Source organism: Paracnuella aquatica (genome assembly GCF_003332885.2).
Classification (GTDB): domain Bacteria; phylum Bacteroidota; class Bacteroidia; order Chitinophagales; family Chitinophagaceae; genus Flavisolibacter; species Flavisolibacter aquaticus.
This window is the reverse complement of record NZ_QOWJ01000001.1, coordinates 319,302-340,013: the sequence shown is the minus strand read 5'-3', so window position 1 is coordinate 340,013 and position 20,712 is coordinate 319,302. Positions and strand designations below refer to the sequence as shown.

The window sequence follows — 20,712 nt, the reverse complement described above, 5'->3', positions numbered from 1 at the left end:
TTGTTTAAAATCATTCGCTCATCCACATGCAGGCAAGCGCACTGGCACAGGAACAACGAAAGGGAATTTTATTTGCTGTGGCTGCAGCACTGCTATGGTCGGGCAATTTTATTGTGGCGCGGGGCATCATCAACCAGGTACCGCCGGTAACGCTGGGCTTTTTCCGGTGGCTCACGGCAACGGTGCTCTTATTGCCCATTGCATGGCTCAAAGTGCGGCAGGATTGGCCACAACTCAAAGCAAGACTGCCTTACCTTTTCTGGACGGCCCTCACCGGCATTGCAGTGTTCAATACGCTGGTGTATGTGGCCGGGCATTATTCACCCGCCATCAACCTGGCACTCATTGGCACCACTTCCTCCCCATTCTTTGCCCTGCTGCTGGCCGCTATCTTTTTAAAAGAACGCATTGCACCGCTCAGGCTGGCGGGCATGGCGCTGAGTTTTGCCGGTGTGGTATTGCTGCTTTCCAAAGGCAGTTGGGAGGTATTGCGCCATTTTCGGTTTGCCGCCGGCGATGTGTGGGTGATGGCTGCCGCATTTTCTTTCGCCGTATACACCATCCTGGTGCGGCGCAAACCCAAAGAACTGCAGAGCATTTCTTTTTTGTGGACCATTTTCGCGATGGGCACACTCATGCTCCTGCCCGTTTATCTATGGGAAAAGGGCACGCAGCCGCCTGTGCAGTGGACGCCTGGCCTCGCAGCCGTGATCCTTTATTTAGGATTAGGTGCCTCCGTCATCGCCTTTTTGATCTGGAACCTTGCGATCGGTCGGCTTGGTGCGGGCCGCACGGCGCTGTTTGGCAACCTCATTCCGCTGTTCAGCACGCTTGAGGCGGTGGCCATTTTAGGTGAGCCGGTACAAACCATCCATTTGTGGAGTGGGCTGCTGATCATGGCAGGACTAATTTTAGCCAACAGCAAAAAGGCCACGGCTTAATGCCGCGGCCCGTTTTAAAAAATATTTCTACGCTTATTTACCCATCATTACATGCCCCCGCACTTCGCCACCGGGATACATAGGTGTGTGGATATTAAAATACCATTGCTGGTTCATCAGTTGTTGCGCTTGCTCCTCAGTAAGGGTTACAGTTTGGGACACCGATCCTGAAGTACTAGCCGGGAAACCAGTGATGGTCACTACTGGCGGTGCCACAGATTCCGGCGATGCAGGCCCGTGGAAGTGCATCATTGTTGGGTTGCCGGTAAGGCGATTCCAAGATAAACTGTAGGTAAAACGGCGGGTTTGCGGCTCGTAGCGGCCTGTCATGGAGCCGGAAGCTGCTGTTACCACGGGGGTTGGCCGCTCCTGTGCACCCGACCCGGTGCTGCGGAACAGCATGGTGCCGTCGGCCAGGTCGCTTTCGTTGCTGTAGCATCCGCTCAGGCTGGTGCCCAGTGCCAGCATACCTAATAACATCCAGTTCCGGAAAAATAGTCTAGTTGATTTCATATTCAAGGTTTGTAATTGTTGCCCAATTAAGAAAGGATACGTTTATATATAAAAAAGGTTGCCAGCCTTGGCATATGTTTTTACTTTAGGCTGTCTCGCTTGGTTTGCTGCAGTTATGTTTGTCCGATTACGCTCCTTTGGATTTACTCCATTACAAATTGCCTTTTAAAAACAAATGCTGTTATCCAATGAACCGCGATCTTTTTAAACTTGCCAAAGGACTAATGAAGTAATTTTCTTTGTTAAAACAAAATGGGGTTGCGGCGATTCAGGGCAATTTGTGCCACTTTTGTTTCGTTTAGCCCACATCGGAAACACCCGTTACATTTGTATGCAGAATCTATCGATCATGCTGGCAAGTTTTGAAAAAGAAAAAAACCGCAAGGCGGGTTTTGTAACCCTTGGTGTTGCAGGCGGCCTCCTGTTGCTTTTTTTTCTGGTAAAATGGCCCCTGCCCGTTGTTGACCCTCCGATACTTACGGAAGAACTGGAGGTAAATCTGGGTAGCGGCGATGAAGGTTTTGGTTCCGACCAGCCACTGTTGCCCGGCGAGCCTGCACCTGCGGCTGCACCGGCGTACACGCCACCCCAAGCCACGCAAACGGCCACCAACGATGCAAAAGATGTAGATACGGACGACCGTCCGAATAACGATGCAGTTGCCATCAGCAAACCCGCGGTGACCACACCGAAGGCTACGCAGATTTCGGAAAACAACAAGCCGGTGGCAAAACCTGCATCGAACCCCGAACCCGTGGTTAACCCCACGCCTGCCCCGCCCAAACCACGGGCCGTGTTGGGCCGCACTGTTGGCGGTACCGGCAATGGCGGCAACGGTGCTGATACCTATCAAAAAGGCGGCAGCGAAGGCATTGCGGGCGGTACCGGCGACCAGGGACGACCCGGCGGCGACCCTAACAGCAGCAACTACAACGGGCCGCGTAAAAACTTTGGTGTTCGGGTGTTGCAGATTTCCGACCAAAGCTTTGAAGATGATTTTAATGAGAATGCAATAATAGCCATGGATGTGGAAGCCGATGCCAGCGGGAAAGTGACTAGTGCTAACTTTCAGCCGAGAGGCTCTTCCAGCACCAGTCGTACTCTTATTGATATTGCTCGCCGACGCGCATTCCAGTTAAAACTCGGCACATCCGACGGCGGCCAGAAGGGAACGGTAAAATTTAATTTTAAAGTAAAAGGATAACGGAATTTACGATTGACGATTTTGGGGCTGCAGTTTGCGGCCCTTTTCTTTTTGAGTACCCCAATCGTAAATCGTCGATCCCAAATCGTCAATCCAAAATCTCCCCGCTTTATTTTTGCGGTGCATGAATTATCCCGAGACGCTCCAGTATTTGTACACCCGCCTGCCGCTGTTTAGCCGCATTGGTGCGGCAGCGATGAAAAAAGACCTGCACAATACCATTGCACTGTGCAACCACCTGGACAACCCGGAGCGAAAATTTAAATCCATTCATGTAGCAGGCACCAATGGCAAAGGATCGGTAAGCCATATGCTGGCGGCGGTGTTGCAGCAGGCTGGTTACAAAACCGGCTTGTACACATCACCGCACCTCCACGATTTTCGGGAACGGATCCGCATCAACGGGCAGATGATGCCGGAGCATAAAGTAGAAGATTTCGTTGCCGGAATCATTCCAGAAATAGACCGGCTGGAGCCTTCTTTTTTCGAGCTTACCGTGGCTATGGCCTTCCAATATTTCGCCGATGAACAGGTTGATATTGCGGTTATAGAAACCGGCCTCGGCGGCAGGCTGGACAGCACCAATGTGATTCTCCCTGAGGTGAGTGTCATCACCAATATTGGCTTTGATCACACCGATTTGCTGGGCGACACGTTGGCAAAAATTGCTTCAGAGAAAGCGGGCATTATTAAAGAGAATGTACCGGTTGTGATCGGCGAACGAAATGCTGAAACCGACCCTGTGTTTGATGCAACTGCAGAAGAAAAAAATGCGGCGATTTTTTATGCCGCGGATCACTTTTCTGTAGTAGAATACATTTCAGCGCCTACGCACCTGGAGGTTCAACTGGCCGAGAAAGACGCCACCGAACCGCTGCACATACAGCTCGATCTGCCCGGCATGTATCAATTAAAAAATGTGCAAACCGCTTTGATGGCCATCCGGGTGTTGCAGCAATGTGGTTGGAAAATATCGGAAGGCCAAATTGCGTCGGGCCTGGCCCAAGTGCAAATGTTAACCGGGTTGATGGGCCGTTGGGAGGTTTTGCAAACGGCGCCGGCAGTGGTTTTGGAAGTGGCGCATAATGCGGCCGGCATGCAGCAGGTGCTCCACCATGTGGGTCAACACCCATTTGGCAAACTGCATTTTGTGCTGGGCATGGTGAAAGACAAAGACATCAGCGCAGTGCTGCAACTGCTGCCCAAAGATGCCGCCTATTATTTTACTCAGGCTGCCATTCCCAGAGCCCTGCCTGCGGCAGAATTGCAAGCAAAGGCAGCGCAAAATGGTTTGACCGGACAGGAATACCCCGATGTAAATGCGGCCATTGATGCAGCGCTACAAGCTGCCAGTAATAATGATCTGGTGCTGATTTGCGGCTCGGTATTTTTGGTTGGCGAGGTAGATCGTGAACGGTTTCGTTCATCGCCGCGTTAAAATATTTAAGCCTAGCTATTATTTAAACTAAATAAGCGTCGATCAGCCCATTTTATTCAGCCGGAGCAGCGCATAAAAAATTCCGTTGGTGTGCAGGCTTTGTACAATTTCATTATCCAGTGCCATGCGTTTTACTTCTTCCACCGGCAGCTCCAACACTTCCAAATCTTCTTCCTCATCCAGGTTTTGCGCGGCCACTTTTCGGCCCTTGGTGGCCAGGAAAAAATGCGTGAAATTGTTGGTGGTACTGGGGTTGGCGCATACTTTTCCTAAAAACTCCCATTGCTCAAACTCGTAACCGGTTTCTTCCAGCAATTCGCGTTGACAAGCCTCCAATAGGTCCTCGCCTTTTTCGGCTACACCTCCCGGTAATTCAATGCTTACCTGCTCAATGCCGTGGCGATATTGTTTTACCATCACTACATTGCCTTCATCGGTCAGCGCAAATACATTCACCCACTCCGGATATTCATTTACATAAAATGCAGGAATTTCTTTTCCGTTTGGCAGCAGGCAATGGTCTTTGCGGACGGTAAGCCAGGGCTGGTTGAACAAATATTCGGAGTGCAGCACTTTCCATTTCATAGCGGCAAAATTCCTTAATTAATTGCTGAAAAACATCACCAACCTTTTCGTTCACGCAAGGCCGTTATATGCGCCGTATGGTGGCGGCCATGCCAGCTATAGCTGCCCAGCAAATCCCAAAGGGTTAGCTCCTTTTGCTGCCCCGGATGGTACACTGTTTTTTTCCAGTCCTCGTCAGTTAGGGAAAGCAGGAATGTGTGCCAGCGCTGGTGCAGCGCAAATAGAAGTGTGATGGAAATATTTACCGGTAGCTGCGCCACATCGGCGGTTTCGGCCCAAAGCTGCTCCTCGTACGGTTTGATGGTTGGCTCCCCCTCGGTATAACCCAGCTTAAAGCGGATGTACGCATTCATGTGGCTGTCCGCAACATGGTGCACCAGTTGATGCACCGTCCAGCCACCATCGCGGTAAGGCGTTTGCAGCTGTGCCTCATCCAAATTGTGCAGTGAATGTTCAATGGCGTTCGGCAAAAAACGGATATCGGCAACCCATTCTTCTTTTTGCGCAGCACTAAACGGCCTGGGCTCAAACAACCCGATGGGATAGCGAGGATCGGTCATGTTTTAAGTTTGGAGTCTGTGGTTTGAAGTGGGGAGTTTGTGGTTTGTAAATGTTGATGGTTACGGTGGAAAAAAATCGATTTATTTATCGTCAGCACGCAAACAACAAACAACCGTCGATTATCAACAACCAACTACAAACCACAAACTAAAGGGGACCAACTAGCTTAAAATTCGGAGCAATTCAATTTCAAACTCCAGCACGGCACCGCCCGGAATACCTGGCACACCATTGTCGCCATAACCAAGATCGGACGGCACCCAAATGGTGGCGCGGCCGCCTTCTTTCATCAGCGGCAACACCAGCTGCCAGCCTTTGATCAACTGGTTGATGCGTGCCTGGAACGGCTTGTTGCGGCGGAACGACGAATCAAACTCTTTACCATCGAGCAGGCGACCGGCGTAGTGTGCTTCAATTTGCGTGGTTACCTGTGGTTGCTTGCCGGTGCCTTCAACGGTCATTTTGTATTGCACGCCTTCGGGCAACGTTACCACACCTTCTTTATCCTTGTTTTGCGCCAGAAAATCGGCGCCTTTTTGTTTTTCTTCGTTCAGCTTTTTGCTGCGTTCTCCTTGTAAACGATCAAATAAACTCATGATTTTTTTATTTCGGCTTCGCGCAACGAATGCCCGGTTAAGTGAATAAATACGTCTTCGAGATTGGCCTTTTTCATTTCCCTGGGCCGTTCAAAACCAGTGGCCACCAACTCGTCGATCAACTGGTCGGGTGTGGCCAGGGCAATGATGGTGCCCGAATCCACAATAGCCACCCGGTCGCAAAGGTACTCGGCTTCGTCCATGTAATGCGTGGTAATGATCACCGTAGTGCCCTGTGCACGGATGCCTTTTACAAGGTCCCACAGGTTGCGGCGTGCCTGCGGATCGAGGCCCGTAGTGGGTTCATCTAAAAAAACGATACGCGGCTGGTTGATAAGGGTGGTGGCAATGGAAAACCGCTGCTTTTGCCCGCCGCTCAGCTCTTTTACTTTGGCCTTTGCTTTATCGCGCAGGTTAACGGTATCGAGCAATTGCCAGGGATCTACTTTTCGGTTATACAAGCCCGAGAAAAGATCGATCAGCTCGAGCAGGTTTAGCCCTGGGTAAAAGCCACTGCTTTGCAATTGCACACCGATGATTTTTTTGATTTCATTCGGTTGCGCATCCAAATCGTAACCCGCCACCATTACCTTCCCTGAAGTTTTTTCACGCAGCGTTTCAATGATTTCCAGCGTTGTGCTTTTACCCGCACCGTTCGGACCGAGCAGCCCGAAAATTTCTCCTTCATATACATCAAAGGAAAGGTCTTTTACGGCAACAAAATCGCCGTAGTGCTTTACCAGGTGTTCAACTGAAATGATCTTTTTTTTATCCATGCGTAGTGGTTGCCGGCATCAGGCAATTTTCCAGTTCCTCCATCATTTGGGCGGAGCCAATAAACAGCGGGCACCGTTGGTGCAGGCTGGTAGGTTGAATATTTAAAATGCGGTTGAGGCCGTCGGTGGCTTTGCCACCGGCCACTTCCACAATAAACGCAAACGGGTTGCATTCGTACATCAGGCGCAATTTACCATCCCTGTTTTGAAATGTAGCAGGGTACATAAAAATGCCGCCTTTAACCAGGTTGCGGTGCAGGTCGGCCACCATGCTGCCGGTGTATCGCTGCGTGTACGGCTCCTGCGTGGGCAGCTCTCCTTTTTTCTGCAGGCGGTTGATGTAGCGCTGCACGCCGGCACTGTATTGGAAAAAGTTGCCATGGTTGACCGAATAAATTTTTCCTTTCGCCGGACAGGTGATGTTGGGATGGCTGAGGCAAAACTCACCAATGGACGGATCCAGCGTAAAGCCATTGACGCCCCTGCGGGTGGCATACACCAGCATGGTGCTGCTGCCATAAATTACATAGCCTGCGGCCACTTGCCGCAAGCCTGGTTGTAAAAAATCGGCTTCGGACACGGCGCTGCCTTGTTCTGTAACGCGGCGGTACACGCCGAAAATGGTACCGATGGAAATGTTTACATCAATATTGGAACTGCCGTCCAGCGGATCGAACAGCACCACGTATTTGGAGTTGCGGCTGATGTCGTCGTCGAAGGGCACAAAGTCATCGAGTTCTTCGGAGGCTATGCCGGCACAACTGATGCCGTGCCGCAGCACACCCATCAGTTGGGTATTGGCATACACGTCGAGCTTTTTCTGGGCTTCGCCCTGCACATTGGTGGCATTGGCGTCGCCTAAAATGTCCACCAGCCCGGCTTTGTTTACTTCTACGTTGATGCGTTTTGCGGCAAGGCCAATATCGCGGAGCAGCGTACTCAGCTCCCCAGTGGCATTGGGAATTTGTCTTACCTGCTGGATGGTGAATTCATCCAGGGTAAGCACCTGTCTGTTAATAGGGTTCATTGCAATCGTCAATTTGAAAACAAATGTAATAAACCCATTGCAGCCGCTGGTTGGAGCCCTATGCTTTCATGTGGTCCGGGTAACCCGGTTGTGCTTGAATAGGAAATACGCTGTTGAAAACCAGTGCCGATCAAATAGCGCTGCCTTCCACCACCAATGCAACGATCTGCTCGAGGTATGCCTGGTCTGCTGCATCAAACGTATCAAGATCGGCGCTATCGGCATCAAGCACGCCGATCACTTCACCATTGCGCATCAGCGGCACTACAATTTCGGAACGCGACAAGCTGCTGCACGCAATATGACCGGGAAACTGTTCTACATCCGGCACAATGAGGGTGCGGGCTTCGGCCCAGGAGGTGCCACAAACACCACGGCCTTTGCGAATGCGGGTGCAGGCCACCGGGCCTTGGAACGGCCCCAATACCAGCTCGCCATTTTTTACGAGGTAAAAGCCCACCCAAAGCCAGCCGAACTGTTCTTTTAAAGCAGCTGCCACGTTGGCCATATTGGCAACAAAATCTTGTTCGCCGTGCAGCAAACCTTTTATTTGCGGCATCAGCCCTTCGTATTGTTCTTCTTTGCTTCCGGTGATTATTGATAAATCTTCAGCCATGGAACCGGTGATTTGTATGATTTAAAATGATAGCATGATAAGCGGCTGCAAGTTCCGCCTTTATCAAATTGGCACGCTGGTAAACTTTATTAAAATGTTTTTGCCATAACAATCTTATTCAAGATCGTCGTAAATGGACAACATCTCAACCCAACTGCTGTTATTAGATTGATATAGACAAACAGAACTCAAATCCTTTAATCCTTCCAAATCATACAAATCACCGGTTCACCGGTTCCTGGCGTCATTCACCTCAATCCAATGCCCATCCGGGTCTTTAAAATAAATCTGGTGCACACCATCCACGCGGGTAGTGATGCTGGATGGTGTGCCCGCCCAATCTTCGTAAGGCACGCCGGCTGCCACCAGCCGTTCAATGAGCGGTTGCAAAGATGCTTTCCTAAAACAGAGGTGCGTGTTTTTATTCTGCGCTACCGGCGCACCCAGGCCTACAATCAGGTGCAGTGCCGCACCGCCGCCAACCGTAAACCAGGTATGCTTGCCATCATGAAAAGGTTCGGGTATGGTGTCGAGGCCCAGCACATGTTGGTAAAAATGGGTGCTCGTTTTTAAGTTTTGTGTATACAGCGCAATATGATCGAGGCTGGTAGCGGCGGGTTTGGAAACGGTACAGGCAGCAAATGCTAACAGCAACGAAGAAGCGATCCACCATTTTTTTATAGACATACAAACGTTTGAATAAAAATAGGCATTCGGCTGTTGCGGCCGATTGCCGGATGATGCTTTTGCCGAAATTCGCCACCGGCAATGAAAGCGATCCTTAAATATATTAGCAGTTATTTAAAAGATGTTTGTTGGCCGGTGCACCTTATTGCCATGGCGTTGCTGTCGGTGCTAATCTATTGCAACTATGCGCTGGGCATTAATGGTGCACTGTATCGCCTGCCGCAGCCGCTGCCGATTGTTGGCTGGTATGCATTGCTGTTAGTTGTGCTTATAGTGCCCTATGGTTTGTACCGGGCCTTTCGTCCAGGTGTTATTCAATGGAGCAGTTCCTTTTGGGCGGTGTTGTTGTTGGCGCCACTGGTTTTTGCATGGAAAATGACCGCCCCGGTTCACCTGTACCCGCGGGTAACCCAACAACTATTCTGGAACGCGGTTTTTTATTTTACCGCAAAAGCCGCGATTGTTACGGGCATGCTGCTGCTCATCAGACGATGGGCTGGTGAAGATGGCGCCGTGATGGGTTTAAGATCGCCGGCGCGGGGAATGATGCCTTATTTTATCATGCTGCTGCTGATGGTACCACTGATTGCAGCCGCAGCCACGCAGCCCGATTTTTTGCGGGTGTACCCGAAAGCATTACACATGCTGGCGCCGGGCGATGTGCAGCAAGGTTGGAAGCTTCTTCTTTTTGAAGCTGCATATGGCATCGACTTTTTTACCATCGAGCTTTTTTTTCGGGGTTTCCTGGTGATCTATTTTTCCCGCTGGGCCAAAGCGCAGGCCATTTTGCCGATGGCGGTTATTTACTGCGTTATTCATTTTGGCAAGCCGCTGGGTGAATGTGTGTCTTCATTTTTTGGCGGAATGTTGCTGGGCATCGTATCGTACCACACCCGGTCCATTTGGGGCGGGCTGGCGGTGCACCTGGGCATTGCCTGGCTGATGGAGTTGGCGGGCTGGGTGGTGAAGTACCCGGTGGTGCCGTGAGCTGGAAAGTGATGTTTGGGTTGTTGTGTTGATAAATGCTTAATACGCTGGTCGGAGCAAATAGTTTTGATCCGTTTTCTTGTTTCGGCTCAATACTCTTTTAAAAAATCAGCCACTTGCCTTTGTCATACTGAGCGCAGCGAAGCATCTGAGTATTGTAGTGACAAAATCTGTTGTGCAAAAAGCAGGCTTACTTTTTCTTTGAAACTTGTGCTGGTACAGGCTCAGATCCTTCGCTGCGCTCAGGATGACAGGGCAAATAGCGTGGGTGGTAGGCAAAGGGTAAAGCAATTAGAGTTGTAAAAATGCCGAATAGCGGAACCGAACGCCGAAGTGTGCGACGCAACGGAAGTTGAACAGCGATACTGAAGCAGGCTACATAAAAAAACAGCCACTCCAATTGGAATGGCTGTTTGATCAACGAAAGAATATTTTTCCAACAAATTCACGGCAAAGAAAAAACTGCAAGCCAGTAAGCCGGATTCTGTGTTCCGCGTTGCGGCGGAATGCTATCATTTATCTGCGATGGCTGTTGCCAGCCACCTGTATCTGCCTACCCTGGACCGTGAACAACCAAAGCTGTTGCGGAAACGGGCCGCTTCCAACCGGTCCTATACATGGCATTTCAGCACGCAAGGTTTACCCGCCCCGTTTGTCTCCAAACGGGGCCGTGGGCTCTTACCCCACATTTTCACCCTTACCAGCGGTTAAGCCGGCGGTTATTTTCTGTGGCACTGGCTCGCTTTGCCCTGCGGCAAATGTCCTGCCGTTAGCAGGATGCGCTGCCCTACGCTGTCCGGACTTTCCTAATAACCAACAGGTTACTCGATAGCTTGGCTTGCAGTGCCGCAAAGATAATCCGGGCTTACGTAGCCAAAGGCTTAAAATTCTGCGTGCAGGTTTTAAAAATAAATCTCCGTGGCGCCGTAGCCGTATGCCGGGTGGTAGCGGTTGACAAACGATTTTACTTCGCGTTTAAGGCGCAGCATGTCGTGGATCTCATCGCGCAGCTTGCCGGTGCCCACGCCGTGGATCATGATGAGGTGCGGCAGGTGGTGCGCCACGGCCAGTTCGTACCATTTTTCAAACTCGCGGAGCTGGATGTCGAGGATTTCGGGGTTAGAAAGGCGCTCCCAATTGTCTTCCAGCTTTTCGATGTGCAGGTCCACTACCGAGCGGGCCGGTGGCAGGTGTTTGCGGGCTTCCTTGGCATTGTACACTTTTACGCCTTTGGCCACCAGCGAGCTCAGGTCGAGCATGGCCGGCTCTTCGGCGGTAACTTGCGGGTAGTGTTCAAACAGGCGGTATTTAAAACTGGCCTCGCCTTTTTGCTGCATCTGCGCAATCTGCTGGAAGATCTGTTTGCCTTTGAGTTTCAGGTTGGCTTCGTAAAAAGGTGCCAAGCCTTTTTCGGGTTGTGGCAGCGAAAACTCAAAGGCAAAGTTCGGGTTGTCGCTCATGTCGCCGAACGGGATATCGTGCAGGTAAAAATCCTGCTGTGGCGCAATGTCGCCTTTCAGCTCAAACTCGGTATCGCCAAAAAATTGGAGCTTATATACAAAATTGAAACTCCGCTCGGTTCGGTTAATGAGGTGCAACTTGAGCAGTTCCACCACGTCATCGCCAAATTCGTCGGAGTCCATTACGGGTAAAAACGATAGCCAGACGCCGTCCACAACTTTGGGTTGCGGCGTTTTGTCCTTGCGCAGGTTTTCCACGTAGGTTTTTTCCTTTTTGGGCGGAAACATCTTCTTTTCGGAAAACCGCTTGAAATAAGGAAAATCAAGCTGGTCGATGTACGCCGGGAATTTTACCCCCCGCACTTCCACCATCACCATTTGCTTGTTGATGATGTCGATCACCTCTCCTTCTTCGTTGGAATGCAGCACCAATACCTTATCGCCGATCTGAAACTTCATGTGTTTTGCCTTCTACTTTAATCCGCAAAAATAATACGTAAAAATGCCCAGGAGCGGGGCATTTTCTTAAAGCGTTCCTATATGTTTGGGCCTTGAATCAATGAAGGCCTTGCTTTGCTGAGTTATGTCGTTAGTTCTTACTGAAATTTTGCAAAAAATGTTCCTTCGGTCACTTCCAGTTCGTTGCCATCGAGGCTATAAGCTTTGCCGGAAAAAATGCCCCGGACCGATTCGCTGTTGATGCGGGAAATATTTACCGTCAGGCCCGTTTGGGTGGTGGCAAACAGCGTGGAAAATTCTTTGCCGGTATCATCGCGAAACATCATGGCCGGCGTGTCGCTATCCGGCACTTCGCTGTATGTCTGGGCAATAACTGGCTCATTATCAGCCACCGTTACAATAATTCCCTCGGGGTTGTTGCCTGCAAGGTCGGCCTGCCCCTGGATGGTTACAGTAAATACGCCGCCCGCAGTGGAGGTTGTGGCCAGCACCACATCGGTATATTCCCGAACGGCCCCACCGACTTTAAAGCGAACGAAATAGGCTGTTTCAGTTTCCTGTTCGAATGAGTTTTCTTTAGAGCAACTGGCGGCCACCAGCACTACTGCCATCAGGCCGAGTAACAATTTTTTCATTGGGGAATGCTTTAGGGTAAATAGAGCGACGGGCACACATCAACACTTTCCATTTTCATGCCGCCCCCTTTTTGTAGAAAATGCGGCATGTTGGGCCAAAACTACGCTCAACTCATCCTTTGTCGGATTGCAAAAATGTGGAAAGGTTTAATCCGGTGTGGCAACGGTTTTTGGTTGCAAATGGCTGTTTCGGTAACCATAAATAAAATACACCACCAAGCCAATGGCAAACCAAATGAAAAACCACATCCAGTTGGAGGCTGACATGCCGGTAAGCAGGTACAAACAGGTAACCAATCCTAAAACCGGGATCAACGACAACTCGCGGAAAAAGCACATGATGGCGAGCATAATGTTGACCGCCCAAAAAATAATGGTGGCGATCTTGGTGGCTGCGGTCGGGAAAATATGCGTTTTGCCATCGGTGGCAGCGGAGTAATCGCTGAAATCGCCGTTGAACATTTCTGTGAAATATTGCGGCGTCAGCAGTGCAAGCAAAATCAGCGCACCGATGATCACCGGCGGAAAAACATATTTGGCATTGACAAAAGGCATGTTGAACCGGCCGGGTACTTTTTCCTTGCGGGGAATAAGCAACACACCACCGCACACCAGCACAAAGGCAAACAGGGTTCCGATGGAAGTAAAATCGAGAACAAATGTTTTGTCGGTAAACAGGAGCGGTATGCCCACCAATAGGCCGGTGAGTATGGTAGAAAACGAAGGCGTTTTAAACTTGTGGTGGATCTGCTGAAAACGTGGCGGCAGCAAGCCATCGCGGCTGATGCTCATCCAGATGCGGGGCTGGCCCATTTGAAAAACCAACAGCACCGAGGTCATGGCAACAACCGCCACCAGCGAAACCAAGAATTGCATCCATGCAACGCCTTTTGCTTCAAAAATAAAAGCCAGCGGATCGCCAACGCCTTCAAACCGGCGGTAATCGAGCACCCCGGTCAGCACCAGCGACAGCAGGATGTAAATGATGGTACACAGCACCAGCGAAAAGATCATCCCGCGTGGCAGATCGCGTTGCGGGTTTTTGCTTTCTTCGGCCAACACACTTACTGCATCAAAACCAATATAAGCGTAAAACACACCAGACACTGCCAGCATCATGCCGCCAAAGCCATTGGGCAAAAACGATTTAACCCCGGTGTTGTTTACCGGCGTCCAGTTGGCTGTGTCAATGTAAAATGCACCTACAACAATCACGAGGAAAATAACGGCAAGTTTGAGGATCACCATCACGTTGCTAAAGTTGCGCGACTCTTTTACACCGCGATAAACCAGAAACGTAATGAATATAACAATGGCAATGGCCGGCAGGTCAGCGATCATGCGGAGGCCGCCGATGCGTGGTGCATTTTGCCAGGCCAAAATTGATTCCTGGTGGTCGGAGCCCGCTTCCACGGCGTGTTGCGCTTCTTTATAAGACGTAGAAAAATATTCGGGGATATGCCAACCGATTCGGTCGAGCAGCGAGGTAAAATAGTCGCTCCACGAAAAGGCCACATAAATGTTGCCGATCGAATATTCCATGATCAGCGCCCAGCCAATGACCCAGGCAAACAGTTCGCCAAACGATGCATAAGCGTACGTGTAAGCACTGCCGGAAATAGGAATGCGGCTGGCGAACTCGGCATAGCACATTGCGGTAAAACCACATGCAATGCCGCAAATAATGAACAGCAAAATAACACCGGGGCCGCCAGTGAATACCGCTGCACCCAGACTGCTGAACGAGCCGGCACCAATGATGGCCGCAATGCCAAAAAATGTAAGGTCCCTTACCGTAAGTACCCGCCGCAGGGATTCATGCGAATGCGTTTCCGCATCCTTTTTTTCGTGCATGAGGTTGTCGATGGACTTACGTCTGAACAGGGAGTAGGACATTAAGTGCAGAATTTAGTGCGGCAAAATAATGCAATGGATTGAAAACTGCGGGAGAAGTAGTTGGGAGTTGATCGTTGACAGTTGGGAGTTTATAGCAATTACTGGATTATTGATTATTCATTCTTGTTATTGCCTTTACGGAAGGCATATGGCGATGAACCTAATAATCAATAATGAATAATCAATAATCTCCAACCCTAACCATTTAATGCTCCCGCTGCACCAGGTACAACGCCAGTTGGCGCAGTGGCTCTTTACGCGACGAGGTTACGGCAATATCTTCGAGGTGTTGTAATGCCTGTTGCAAATAATTGTCCTGCAGTTCGCGGGCCCATTGGTCCACGCCGGTTTGCCGGAACAGTTGCAACACATCATCCACTTTATTGTCGGAGTTGGTCAGCATCAGGTGCTGCAGCGATTCGCGCTGGCCCTTGTCCGCCGTTTGCAGCGCATGAATCAGCAAAAATGTTTTTTTATTGGCTTTGATATCGCCACCTACCTGTTTGCCAAATTTTTCCGGGTCGCCAAAAGCATCCAGGTAATCGTCCTGCACCTGGAAGGCAAGGCCCACTTTCCGGCCAAATTCGTAAATCAGGTCCTGGTTGCGTTTGGATGCGCCACCCAGTATGGCGCCCAGCTTCAGCGATCCCGCCATCAGCACCGAAGTTTTCAGGCTGATCATGTGCTCGTATTCATCAAGGGTTACATCATCGCGCTGCTCAAAATCCATATCCAGTTGCTGGCCTTCGCATACCTCGCGGGCTGTTTTATTAAACAGCCCCAACACCGGCACCAAAAAATTCGGCGAAATTTTGCGCAGGTTTTCGTAAGCCGCCACCAGCATTACATCGCCGGCAAGCAGCGCTGTGCTTTCGCCATATTTATGGTGCACTGTGGGCATGCCGCGGCGCAGCGGCGCCCGGTCCATAATGTCGTCGTGGATCAGCGTAAAATTGTGGAACAGCTCAATAGCCGTTGCCACTTTCCAGGCATCGGGCACAATATTGTCGAACAGCTCGTTGCCCATCAGGCAGCCAACCGGCCGCACCCTTTTTCCGCCCAGTTGCAAAAAGTAGCGGTTGGGCTGGTATAAGGTGGCGGGCTCCTGCGGAAAATGGTCCTGCTGAAAGTATTCGGTAAACTGCGAAGAAAGCTGTTCAAATGTTTGCATGTGATAATGGTGGGGCGCGAATATAAAAAGGCAAGTCGTTTGGTTAACAAAGCAACACAACAAAGAACTCGGTCACTTGTTGCGTCGCCTTGCACTTCACTACTCCCCTTCTTTTTTACGCCTGCGTTTTTGTTTTTCGGGCAATTCCTTGCTGCCTTTTGCTTTGGTGGATTTTGGCCGCGATGCTCTTTTCGGATTGGGTTGTGCTCCATCGTCCGCTACTTCCATCGGTGTCAGCACCCATTCATAGTCAAGCTGGCGCTTGGTGAGGTTGGCAGCAATTACCCGGATGCGCACCTTATCGCCCATGCGGAACTTGCGGCCGCTGCGGGCACCCACCAGCATATAATCGGTATCTACATGGCGAAACTCGTCGTACTCCACAAGTGATGCAATGCTTACTAAACCTTCGCATTTGTGCTCCACGGTTTCCACCCAAAAGCCAAACGAGGAAACACCTGAAATAACACCGTCGAATTCTTCGCCCAGAAACTGGCGCATGAATTCAACCTGTTTGTATTTATTGGCGGCCCGCTCCGCTTCCATTGCGGCGCGTTCCCGTTCGCTGCAGTGTTTGCATTTTTGTTCCAGCTTTTTATCCACCCGAATGTTTTGCGTCAGCACTTCGTGCAAAATGCGGTGCGCCAAAATATCGGGGTAGCGGCGGATGGGCGAAGTGAAATGACAATAGTTTTCAAAACCCAGCCCGTAGTGTCCAATGTTTTCGATGGTGTACGCCGCTTTTGCCATGGTGCGGATGCCCAGTTGCTCCAGCACATGCTGCTCGGGTTTGCCTTTTACGTCCTCCAACATGGTGTTGAACGACTCGGCAATTTTATCAGGCGTAGAGAGGTCGAATTTGTGGCCAAACTTGCGGGCAAATGCAATGAATGGCGTCAGCTTTTCTTCCGACGGCAGGTCGTGAACCCGGTACGGAAACGGCAATTCTTTTTTGTCCACTTTTACTTTCGATACCACGGTGGCCACAATGCGGTTGGCAAGCAGCATAAACTCTTCGATCAGTTGATGCGACTCCTTGCTTTCTTTTACCACAATGCCGATCGGCTTGCCTTCTTCATCGAGTTTGAACCGAACTTCCTGCGATGAAAAGGAAATGGCGCCGTTATCGAAGCGCTTTTTGCGCAGCCGCTGTGCTATGTTGTGCAGCAGCATTATTTCGTCGAGGTAAAGTCCTTCCTGCTTTTCAATGACATCCTGCACTTCTTCGTAAGTAAACCGGTGGTCGGAATGAATGACCGTGCGGCCCACCCAATGGCTTTTCACAGCGCCTTTGGGCGTCATTTCAAAAACGGCCGAAAAAGTCAATTTATCCTCATGCGGCCGCAACGAACACAACACGTTTGAAATATGTTCGGGCAGCATCGGATTCACCCGGTCAGGCAGGTAAACCGATGTGGCTTTGCGGTACGCAAAATCATCCAGCGCGGTATCGGGTTGCACATAATGACTTACATCGGCAATGTGCACGCCTATTTCGTAGTTGCCGTTTTTCAACACCCTGATCGACAGTGCATCGTCAAAATCCTTTGCATCCACCGGGTCGATGGTAAACGTAAGTATGTTCCGGAAGTCACGGCGGCGGTCAATTTCGCTGTGCGGGATCGTGTCGGGAATGCGGGCTGCTTCTTCCAGCGCTTCGTCGGGAAACTCCAGCGGAAAGCCATTTTCCAACAGAATTTCCTTCATTGCCACCTGCCCTTCATTCTCGTTGAGCACCGTTACCACTTCGCCTTCGGGCCGCTTGTTGCTGCCTTCTTCCCATTTGGTAATGCGCACCACCACGCGGTCGCCGTCTTTTGCCTCGTTGAACGCATTTTGCGGCACAAAAATGTCCGGCATCTTGCGGTCGCTGTCAGCCACAAAAAAAGCAAAGCCTTTGTTCATTTGCAGGGCGCCAATAAACTCGCTTTGTTTTCTGTCCAGCACTTTTGTTACCGTTCCCTGCATGCGTCGGCTGTCGCGCTGCGGCAGCACCTGCACCACCACGGTATCGCCGTTGAGCGCCGTATTAAAATCGTTGGGTTTTACCAAAATGTCGGTTTCCAGTCCTTCCACCACTACAAAACCCATCCCCGAGCGGGTAACTTCCAGCCGGCCACGATGTTCGTCGGCCGAACCATGCTGCCGGTGCTTTTTTTTATCTTTTCCGTTTTTCCTACCCATGTGTTATGATTCCGTTTTTTTAAAGTGCCTTATGAAGTTAGCAACAGTTTGTAAAAAGGCCTCCTGACCGCCAAACAGAAAGCGGTGTTCAATTGGTAAAACATAAAAAGGTATGCCATCCATCTCGGCCGCAAACTTCAGCAGCCGCATGGCGTCCTTTTCGGTGGTGAGTATCACTTTATTGCTTGCCTGCAGCGCATAGAACCGCTTTTTTATTTCCTTGAAATCGTCGATGGTAAAAATATGGTGGTCGCCATACGACATCAGGTGGTACTGGTTGGTTTGGTGCTCCAGGTGCTTTTTCAGCGGGTTGGGGTTGGCAATGCCGGTAACCAGCAACACCTCGGTGGCGCTTTGCAATACCATCTCTTCTCCATTCACCAAATGATACGGCGTGCCATAGGCAATGGTGGTAAAATAAACCTTTTGCGTTGGCATTGGTTCAATTTCAGCAACAATGCCCTGCCGCATTTCTTCGCTCATATCTGCCGGGCATTTGGTTACCACAATTGTTTGTGCCCGCCGGTACGAGCCACGTTCGTCGCGCAGATCGCCGGTGGGTAAAAAAAAGTCGCGGGTAAACAGGTTGTTACAATCGGTGAGCAGGATATTAAAACCCGGTTGAATGGAGCGGTGCTGGAATGCATCGTCCAAGATGATGGCTTCCGTATCGGGGCGGTCGTGCAGCAGTTGCGGAATGGCCACAATGCGCTCCTCACCTACTGCCACGGGCACGTCGGGAAATTTTCGGTAAAACTGCATGGGTTCATCACCGATATCAATAGCCGTAGTTTTTTCAGAGGCCAGCGCATAGCCAGTTGTTTTTCTTTTGTACCCGCGGCTCAGCGTAGCCACTTTAAATTCCCCCTTTAAGTTTTTTACCAACAGTTCCACCATCGGCGATTTGCCGGTGCCGCCAGTTGACAGGTTGCCTACACAAATAAGCGGCAGCCCAAACGATGTGGAGCGCAAAATTTTTTTATCATACATCCGGTTGCGCAGCACCACAATAGCGCCATACAGCAAGGCAAACGGCAGTAAAAGAATGCGGAATGATTTCAGAAACCAGTTAGAAAACATAAACCTTTTGCGGAGTGATACAAAGGTTTAAAGGTACGTCATATTCACTGGCGTCTTCTATTTGCGCAATGGGCTCAAAGTAACTCAGGCCCACCTTCAAACAATCGGAATTGCACTGCTGCAAAAAGCGGTCGTAATATCCTTTTCCATAACCAACGCGGTTGCCCTGTTCATCAAAGCATAACAAGGGCACCAATACCAATTCAATTTGCTCCGGCTGAATGATGTGATCACCAACCGGCTCCAAAATTTGATATGCGTTGGGCACAAAATCATCCTCGGATTGCGGCACCACGGCGTGCATCAATCCATCGCCTTCAATGCGGGGATAAGCCACTTCCACACCCGGATTTTGAAACCGCAGAAAATCGGTGATGAAGAAAGTTTCCGCTTCGCCTTTTTCATCAGCGGGGTAATAACTCAAAACATGATTGAGGAACGGCAAATGCAGCTGCTGCAACTGAATCAGCAACAGGTCGTCCCATTTTGTTTTTTGCACATCGGTAACGGCGGCACGTTGTGCCCGGAAATGGGCACGGGCTTCTTTTTTACGCATCGTTACCGCCATCGGCTGCATTGTTTTCAAAAAAAGAAAATACGGTGGTGCCGTAGTTGCGGACTTTTACAAAATGCGGGTTCGACTCGTAATTGTTGCGTGGCGTATGTTCCAGCACAAACACACCACCGGGCAGTAACAATCCATGCTGAAATATTTTCAGTGGCAGGTCGTCGATGGTGGTCAGCGCATAAGGCGGGCCGGCAAAAATAAAACTGAAGCTTTGTTTGCAGGTTTCAATAAAACGAAATACTTCCGACTTTACCAGTTTAACGCCATCCAGCCCCAATTGCTGCAAATTCTTTTGGATAAAGGCAGCCATTGCATTGTCTTTTTCTACAATGGTCAAATCGGGTACGCCCCGGCTGGCCAGCTCGTAAGTGATGGCGCCAGTACCGCCAAACAGGTCCAGCGATTTAAGCGACTCGAAGTCGATCGTGTTTTGCAAAATATTGAACAAGCCTTCTTTGGCAATATCGGTTGTTGGACGGGTGTGGGGCATATTTGCCGGCGGGTGAATGCGGCGGCCGCCCAGTGTGCCACTTATAATGCGCATTGAGCCAGGTTGTACAGTGAAGAAAAATAATATTGCGGCACGGGCTGCCCGTCAATGTCCACCGATTGGAGCGGGCTGAACCGGATATTAAGGAAATATTGGTGCAGCTCTTTATACAAGGGCGACACAGCTTCGATAAAACCGGAAACCGAAACCAACGTTTCCTGCTGCGACAGGCTAAACTCGGTGCATATTTTCAATAAATAATACACCACATCCAGCGGCACCTGGAAGCTGTACTGCTGCACCAGCTGCAATTGGTGTTGTTTGTAAACAGCCACCCTGATCTGGTGATCAACAAAAAATACATGGATGCTGTTGGCTTCGCCGTCGCCTTCCGGCACACAAGCAATTGCCGGCCGGTATTCCACGGAGCGGAAATGTTTGCCCAGTACCTGGTGAACTGCCGGCGGGACGTGGAAGGCGTAGGTTTTTCCATTTACATAAGTTGCCGGCCTGCCAATGCTGCCCGGAAACAGCGCCTGTAGCATTTGCGGGTACGCAACCCCGTTAGCTTCGGGTACAATGGCAGCTTGCGGAAATGCAAGTGAGGCCACCAGGTGAACGTCGTCCGCTGCGCTTTCTTTTACCAAACCAACAATTGATTCCAATGCCGCTTGCAGGTTTCTTTCGGGAAAAGCATAGAGCCGCGCAAATGCGGGTGCCCCGGTTTCGGGATCCATTTTTGACAGCAAACAATACTCGGTGCCCAGCTCCATCAGCAGTGTTTCTGAAGGTGCAACTGAAAGCCTGCCTGATTCAAAAAGGGTCTTCAATATGCGGG

Annotated in this window: 21 protein-coding genes and 1 other RNA gene; 4 read left to right on the top strand and 18 right to left on the bottom strand. The window is 50.4% G+C overall.

What is annotated here, in order from left to right:
- Positions 1–26: 26 nt before the first annotated feature.
- Positions 27–941 carry a DMT family transporter gene (locus tag DRJ53_RS01510; RefSeq protein WP_114233814.1) on the top strand — a complete coding sequence of 305 codons (915 nt, stop codon included), beginning with the start codon at positions 27–29 and terminating at the stop codon, positions 939–941.
- Between the two features lie 33 nt (positions 942–974).
- Here the strand turns inward: DRJ53_RS01510 and DRJ53_RS01505 are convergent, their stop codons facing one another.
- Positions 975–1,454 carry a CHRD domain-containing protein gene (locus DRJ53_RS01505; RefSeq protein WP_114233813.1) on the bottom strand — a complete coding sequence of 160 codons (480 nt, stop codon included), beginning with the start codon at positions 1,452–1,454 and terminating at the stop codon, positions 975–977.
- A 331-nt stretch (positions 1,455–1,785) separates the two neighbouring features.
- On the opposite strand from DRJ53_RS01505, the gene DRJ53_RS01500 reads away from it, so the two are divergent.
- Positions 1,786–2,658, top strand: coding sequence for a hypothetical protein (locus DRJ53_RS01500; RefSeq protein ID WP_123893287.1), 873 nt, complete (start codon positions 1,786–1,788; stop codon positions 2,656–2,658).
- Positions 2,659–2,782: 124 nt separating this feature from the next.
- Positions 2,783–4,096, top strand: a complete 1,314-nt coding sequence (locus DRJ53_RS01495; RefSeq protein WP_114233811.1) for a bifunctional folylpolyglutamate synthase/dihydrofolate synthase — start codon at positions 2,783–2,785, stop codon at positions 4,094–4,096.
- Between the two features lie 42 nt (positions 4,097–4,138).
- Here DRJ53_RS01495 and DRJ53_RS01490 read toward each other — a convergent pair whose 3' ends face one another.
- From DRJ53_RS01490 to DRJ53_RS01460, 7 genes are all read right to left on the bottom strand, one after another.
- Complete coding sequence (locus DRJ53_RS01490; protein ID WP_114233810.1) at positions 4,139–4,681, bottom strand: NUDIX hydrolase; 543 nt, start codon at positions 4,679–4,681, stop codon at positions 4,139–4,141.
- A gap of 35 nt (positions 4,682–4,716) precedes the next feature.
- A complete protein-coding gene (locus DRJ53_RS01485) occupies positions 4,717–5,241 on the bottom strand; it encodes a YfiT family bacillithiol transferase (protein ID WP_114233809.1) in 525 nt (174 codons plus the stop codon).
- A gap of 162 nt (positions 5,242–5,403) precedes the next feature.
- Positions 5,404–5,838, bottom strand: a complete 435-nt coding sequence (locus DRJ53_RS01480) for an FKBP-type peptidyl-prolyl cis-trans isomerase (protein WP_114233808.1) — start codon at positions 5,836–5,838, stop codon at positions 5,404–5,406.
- Positions 5,835–6,614 carry an ABC transporter ATP-binding protein gene (locus DRJ53_RS01475; RefSeq protein ID WP_114233807.1) on the bottom strand — a complete coding sequence of 260 codons (780 nt, stop codon included), beginning with the start codon at positions 6,612–6,614 and terminating at the stop codon, positions 5,835–5,837. The genes DRJ53_RS01480 and DRJ53_RS01475 overlap by 4 nt, the downstream gene beginning before the upstream one ends.
- Positions 6,607–7,641 (bottom strand): class 1 fructose-bisphosphatase, encoded by a 1,035-nt coding sequence (fbp, locus tag DRJ53_RS01470; RefSeq protein ID WP_114233806.1) that lies wholly within the window; start codon positions 7,639–7,641, stop codon positions 6,607–6,609. Before fbp ends, DRJ53_RS01475 begins: the two co-directional genes overlap by 8 nt.
- A 130-nt stretch (positions 7,642–7,771) precedes the next feature.
- Positions 7,772–8,257: a GAF domain-containing protein gene (locus DRJ53_RS01465; RefSeq protein WP_114233805.1), complete on the bottom strand. Its 486-nt coding sequence runs from the start codon at positions 8,255–8,257 to the stop codon at positions 7,772–7,774.
- 228 nt (positions 8,258–8,485) lie between these two features.
- Entirely contained in the window at positions 8,486–8,944 is a 459-nt protein-coding gene (locus DRJ53_RS01460) for a VOC family protein (RefSeq protein WP_114233804.1), read from the bottom strand.
- Between the two features lie 81 nt (positions 8,945–9,025).
- Between DRJ53_RS01460 and DRJ53_RS01455 the strand changes: the two genes are divergently transcribed.
- Entirely contained in the window at positions 9,026–9,931 is a 906-nt protein-coding gene (locus tag DRJ53_RS01455) for a CPBP family intramembrane glutamic endopeptidase (protein ID WP_114233803.1), read from the top strand.
- Between the two features lie 457 nt (positions 9,932–10,388).
- Here the strand turns inward: DRJ53_RS01455 and rnpB are convergent.
- The 10 genes from rnpB to DRJ53_RS01405 all read right to left on the bottom strand — a co-directional run bounded on the left by rnpB (position 10,389) and on the right by DRJ53_RS01405 (position 20,704).
- An RNA gene (gene rnpB / locus DRJ53_RS01450) (RNase P RNA component class A) lies at positions 10,389–10,776 on the bottom strand.
- Positions 10,777–10,833: 57 nt separating this feature from the next.
- Complete coding sequence (locus DRJ53_RS01445; RefSeq protein WP_114233802.1) at positions 10,834–11,850, bottom strand: Smr/MutS family protein; 1,017 nt, start codon at positions 11,848–11,850, stop codon at positions 10,834–10,836.
- A gap of 137 nt (positions 11,851–11,987) precedes the next feature.
- Complete coding sequence (locus DRJ53_RS01440) at positions 11,988–12,485, bottom strand: hypothetical protein (protein ID WP_114233801.1); 498 nt, start codon at positions 12,483–12,485, stop codon at positions 11,988–11,990.
- A 147-nt stretch (positions 12,486–12,632) separates the two neighbouring features.
- Positions 12,633–14,381, bottom strand: a complete 1,749-nt coding sequence (locus DRJ53_RS01435; RefSeq protein WP_114233800.1) for an APC family permease — start codon at positions 14,379–14,381, stop codon at positions 12,633–12,635.
- A 205-nt stretch (positions 14,382–14,586) separates the two neighbouring features.
- Positions 14,587–15,552, bottom strand: coding sequence for a polyprenyl synthetase family protein (locus tag DRJ53_RS01430; protein WP_114233799.1), 966 nt, complete (start codon positions 15,550–15,552; stop codon positions 14,587–14,589).
- A 99-nt stretch (positions 15,553–15,651) separates the two neighbouring features.
- The gene (gene rnr / locus DRJ53_RS01425; RefSeq protein ID WP_114233798.1) at positions 15,652–17,736 is read right to left on the bottom strand and encodes a ribonuclease R; all 2,085 of its coding nucleotides are present in this window, start codon (positions 17,734–17,736) and stop codon (positions 15,652–15,654) included.
- 3 nt (positions 17,737–17,739) lie between these two features.
- A complete protein-coding gene (gene lpxK, locus DRJ53_RS01420) occupies positions 17,740–18,816 on the bottom strand; it encodes a tetraacyldisaccharide 4'-kinase (protein ID WP_114233797.1) in 1,077 nt (358 codons plus the stop codon).
- Positions 18,806–19,384, bottom strand: a complete 579-nt coding sequence (locus tag DRJ53_RS01415) for a 5-formyltetrahydrofolate cyclo-ligase (protein ID WP_162303782.1) — start codon at positions 19,382–19,384, stop codon at positions 18,806–18,808. Before DRJ53_RS01415 ends, lpxK begins: the two co-directional genes overlap by 11 nt.
- Positions 19,365–19,928, bottom strand: coding sequence for an RsmD family RNA methyltransferase (locus tag DRJ53_RS01410; protein ID WP_114233795.1), 564 nt, complete (start codon positions 19,926–19,928; stop codon positions 19,365–19,367). The genes DRJ53_RS01415 and DRJ53_RS01410 overlap by 20 nt, the downstream gene beginning before the upstream one ends.
- Positions 19,916–20,704, bottom strand: a complete 789-nt coding sequence (locus DRJ53_RS01405) for a DUF3822 family protein (RefSeq protein WP_114233794.1) — start codon at positions 20,702–20,704, stop codon at positions 19,916–19,918. Before DRJ53_RS01405 ends, DRJ53_RS01410 begins: the two co-directional genes overlap by 13 nt.
- Positions 20,705–20,712 lie beyond the last annotated feature (8 nt).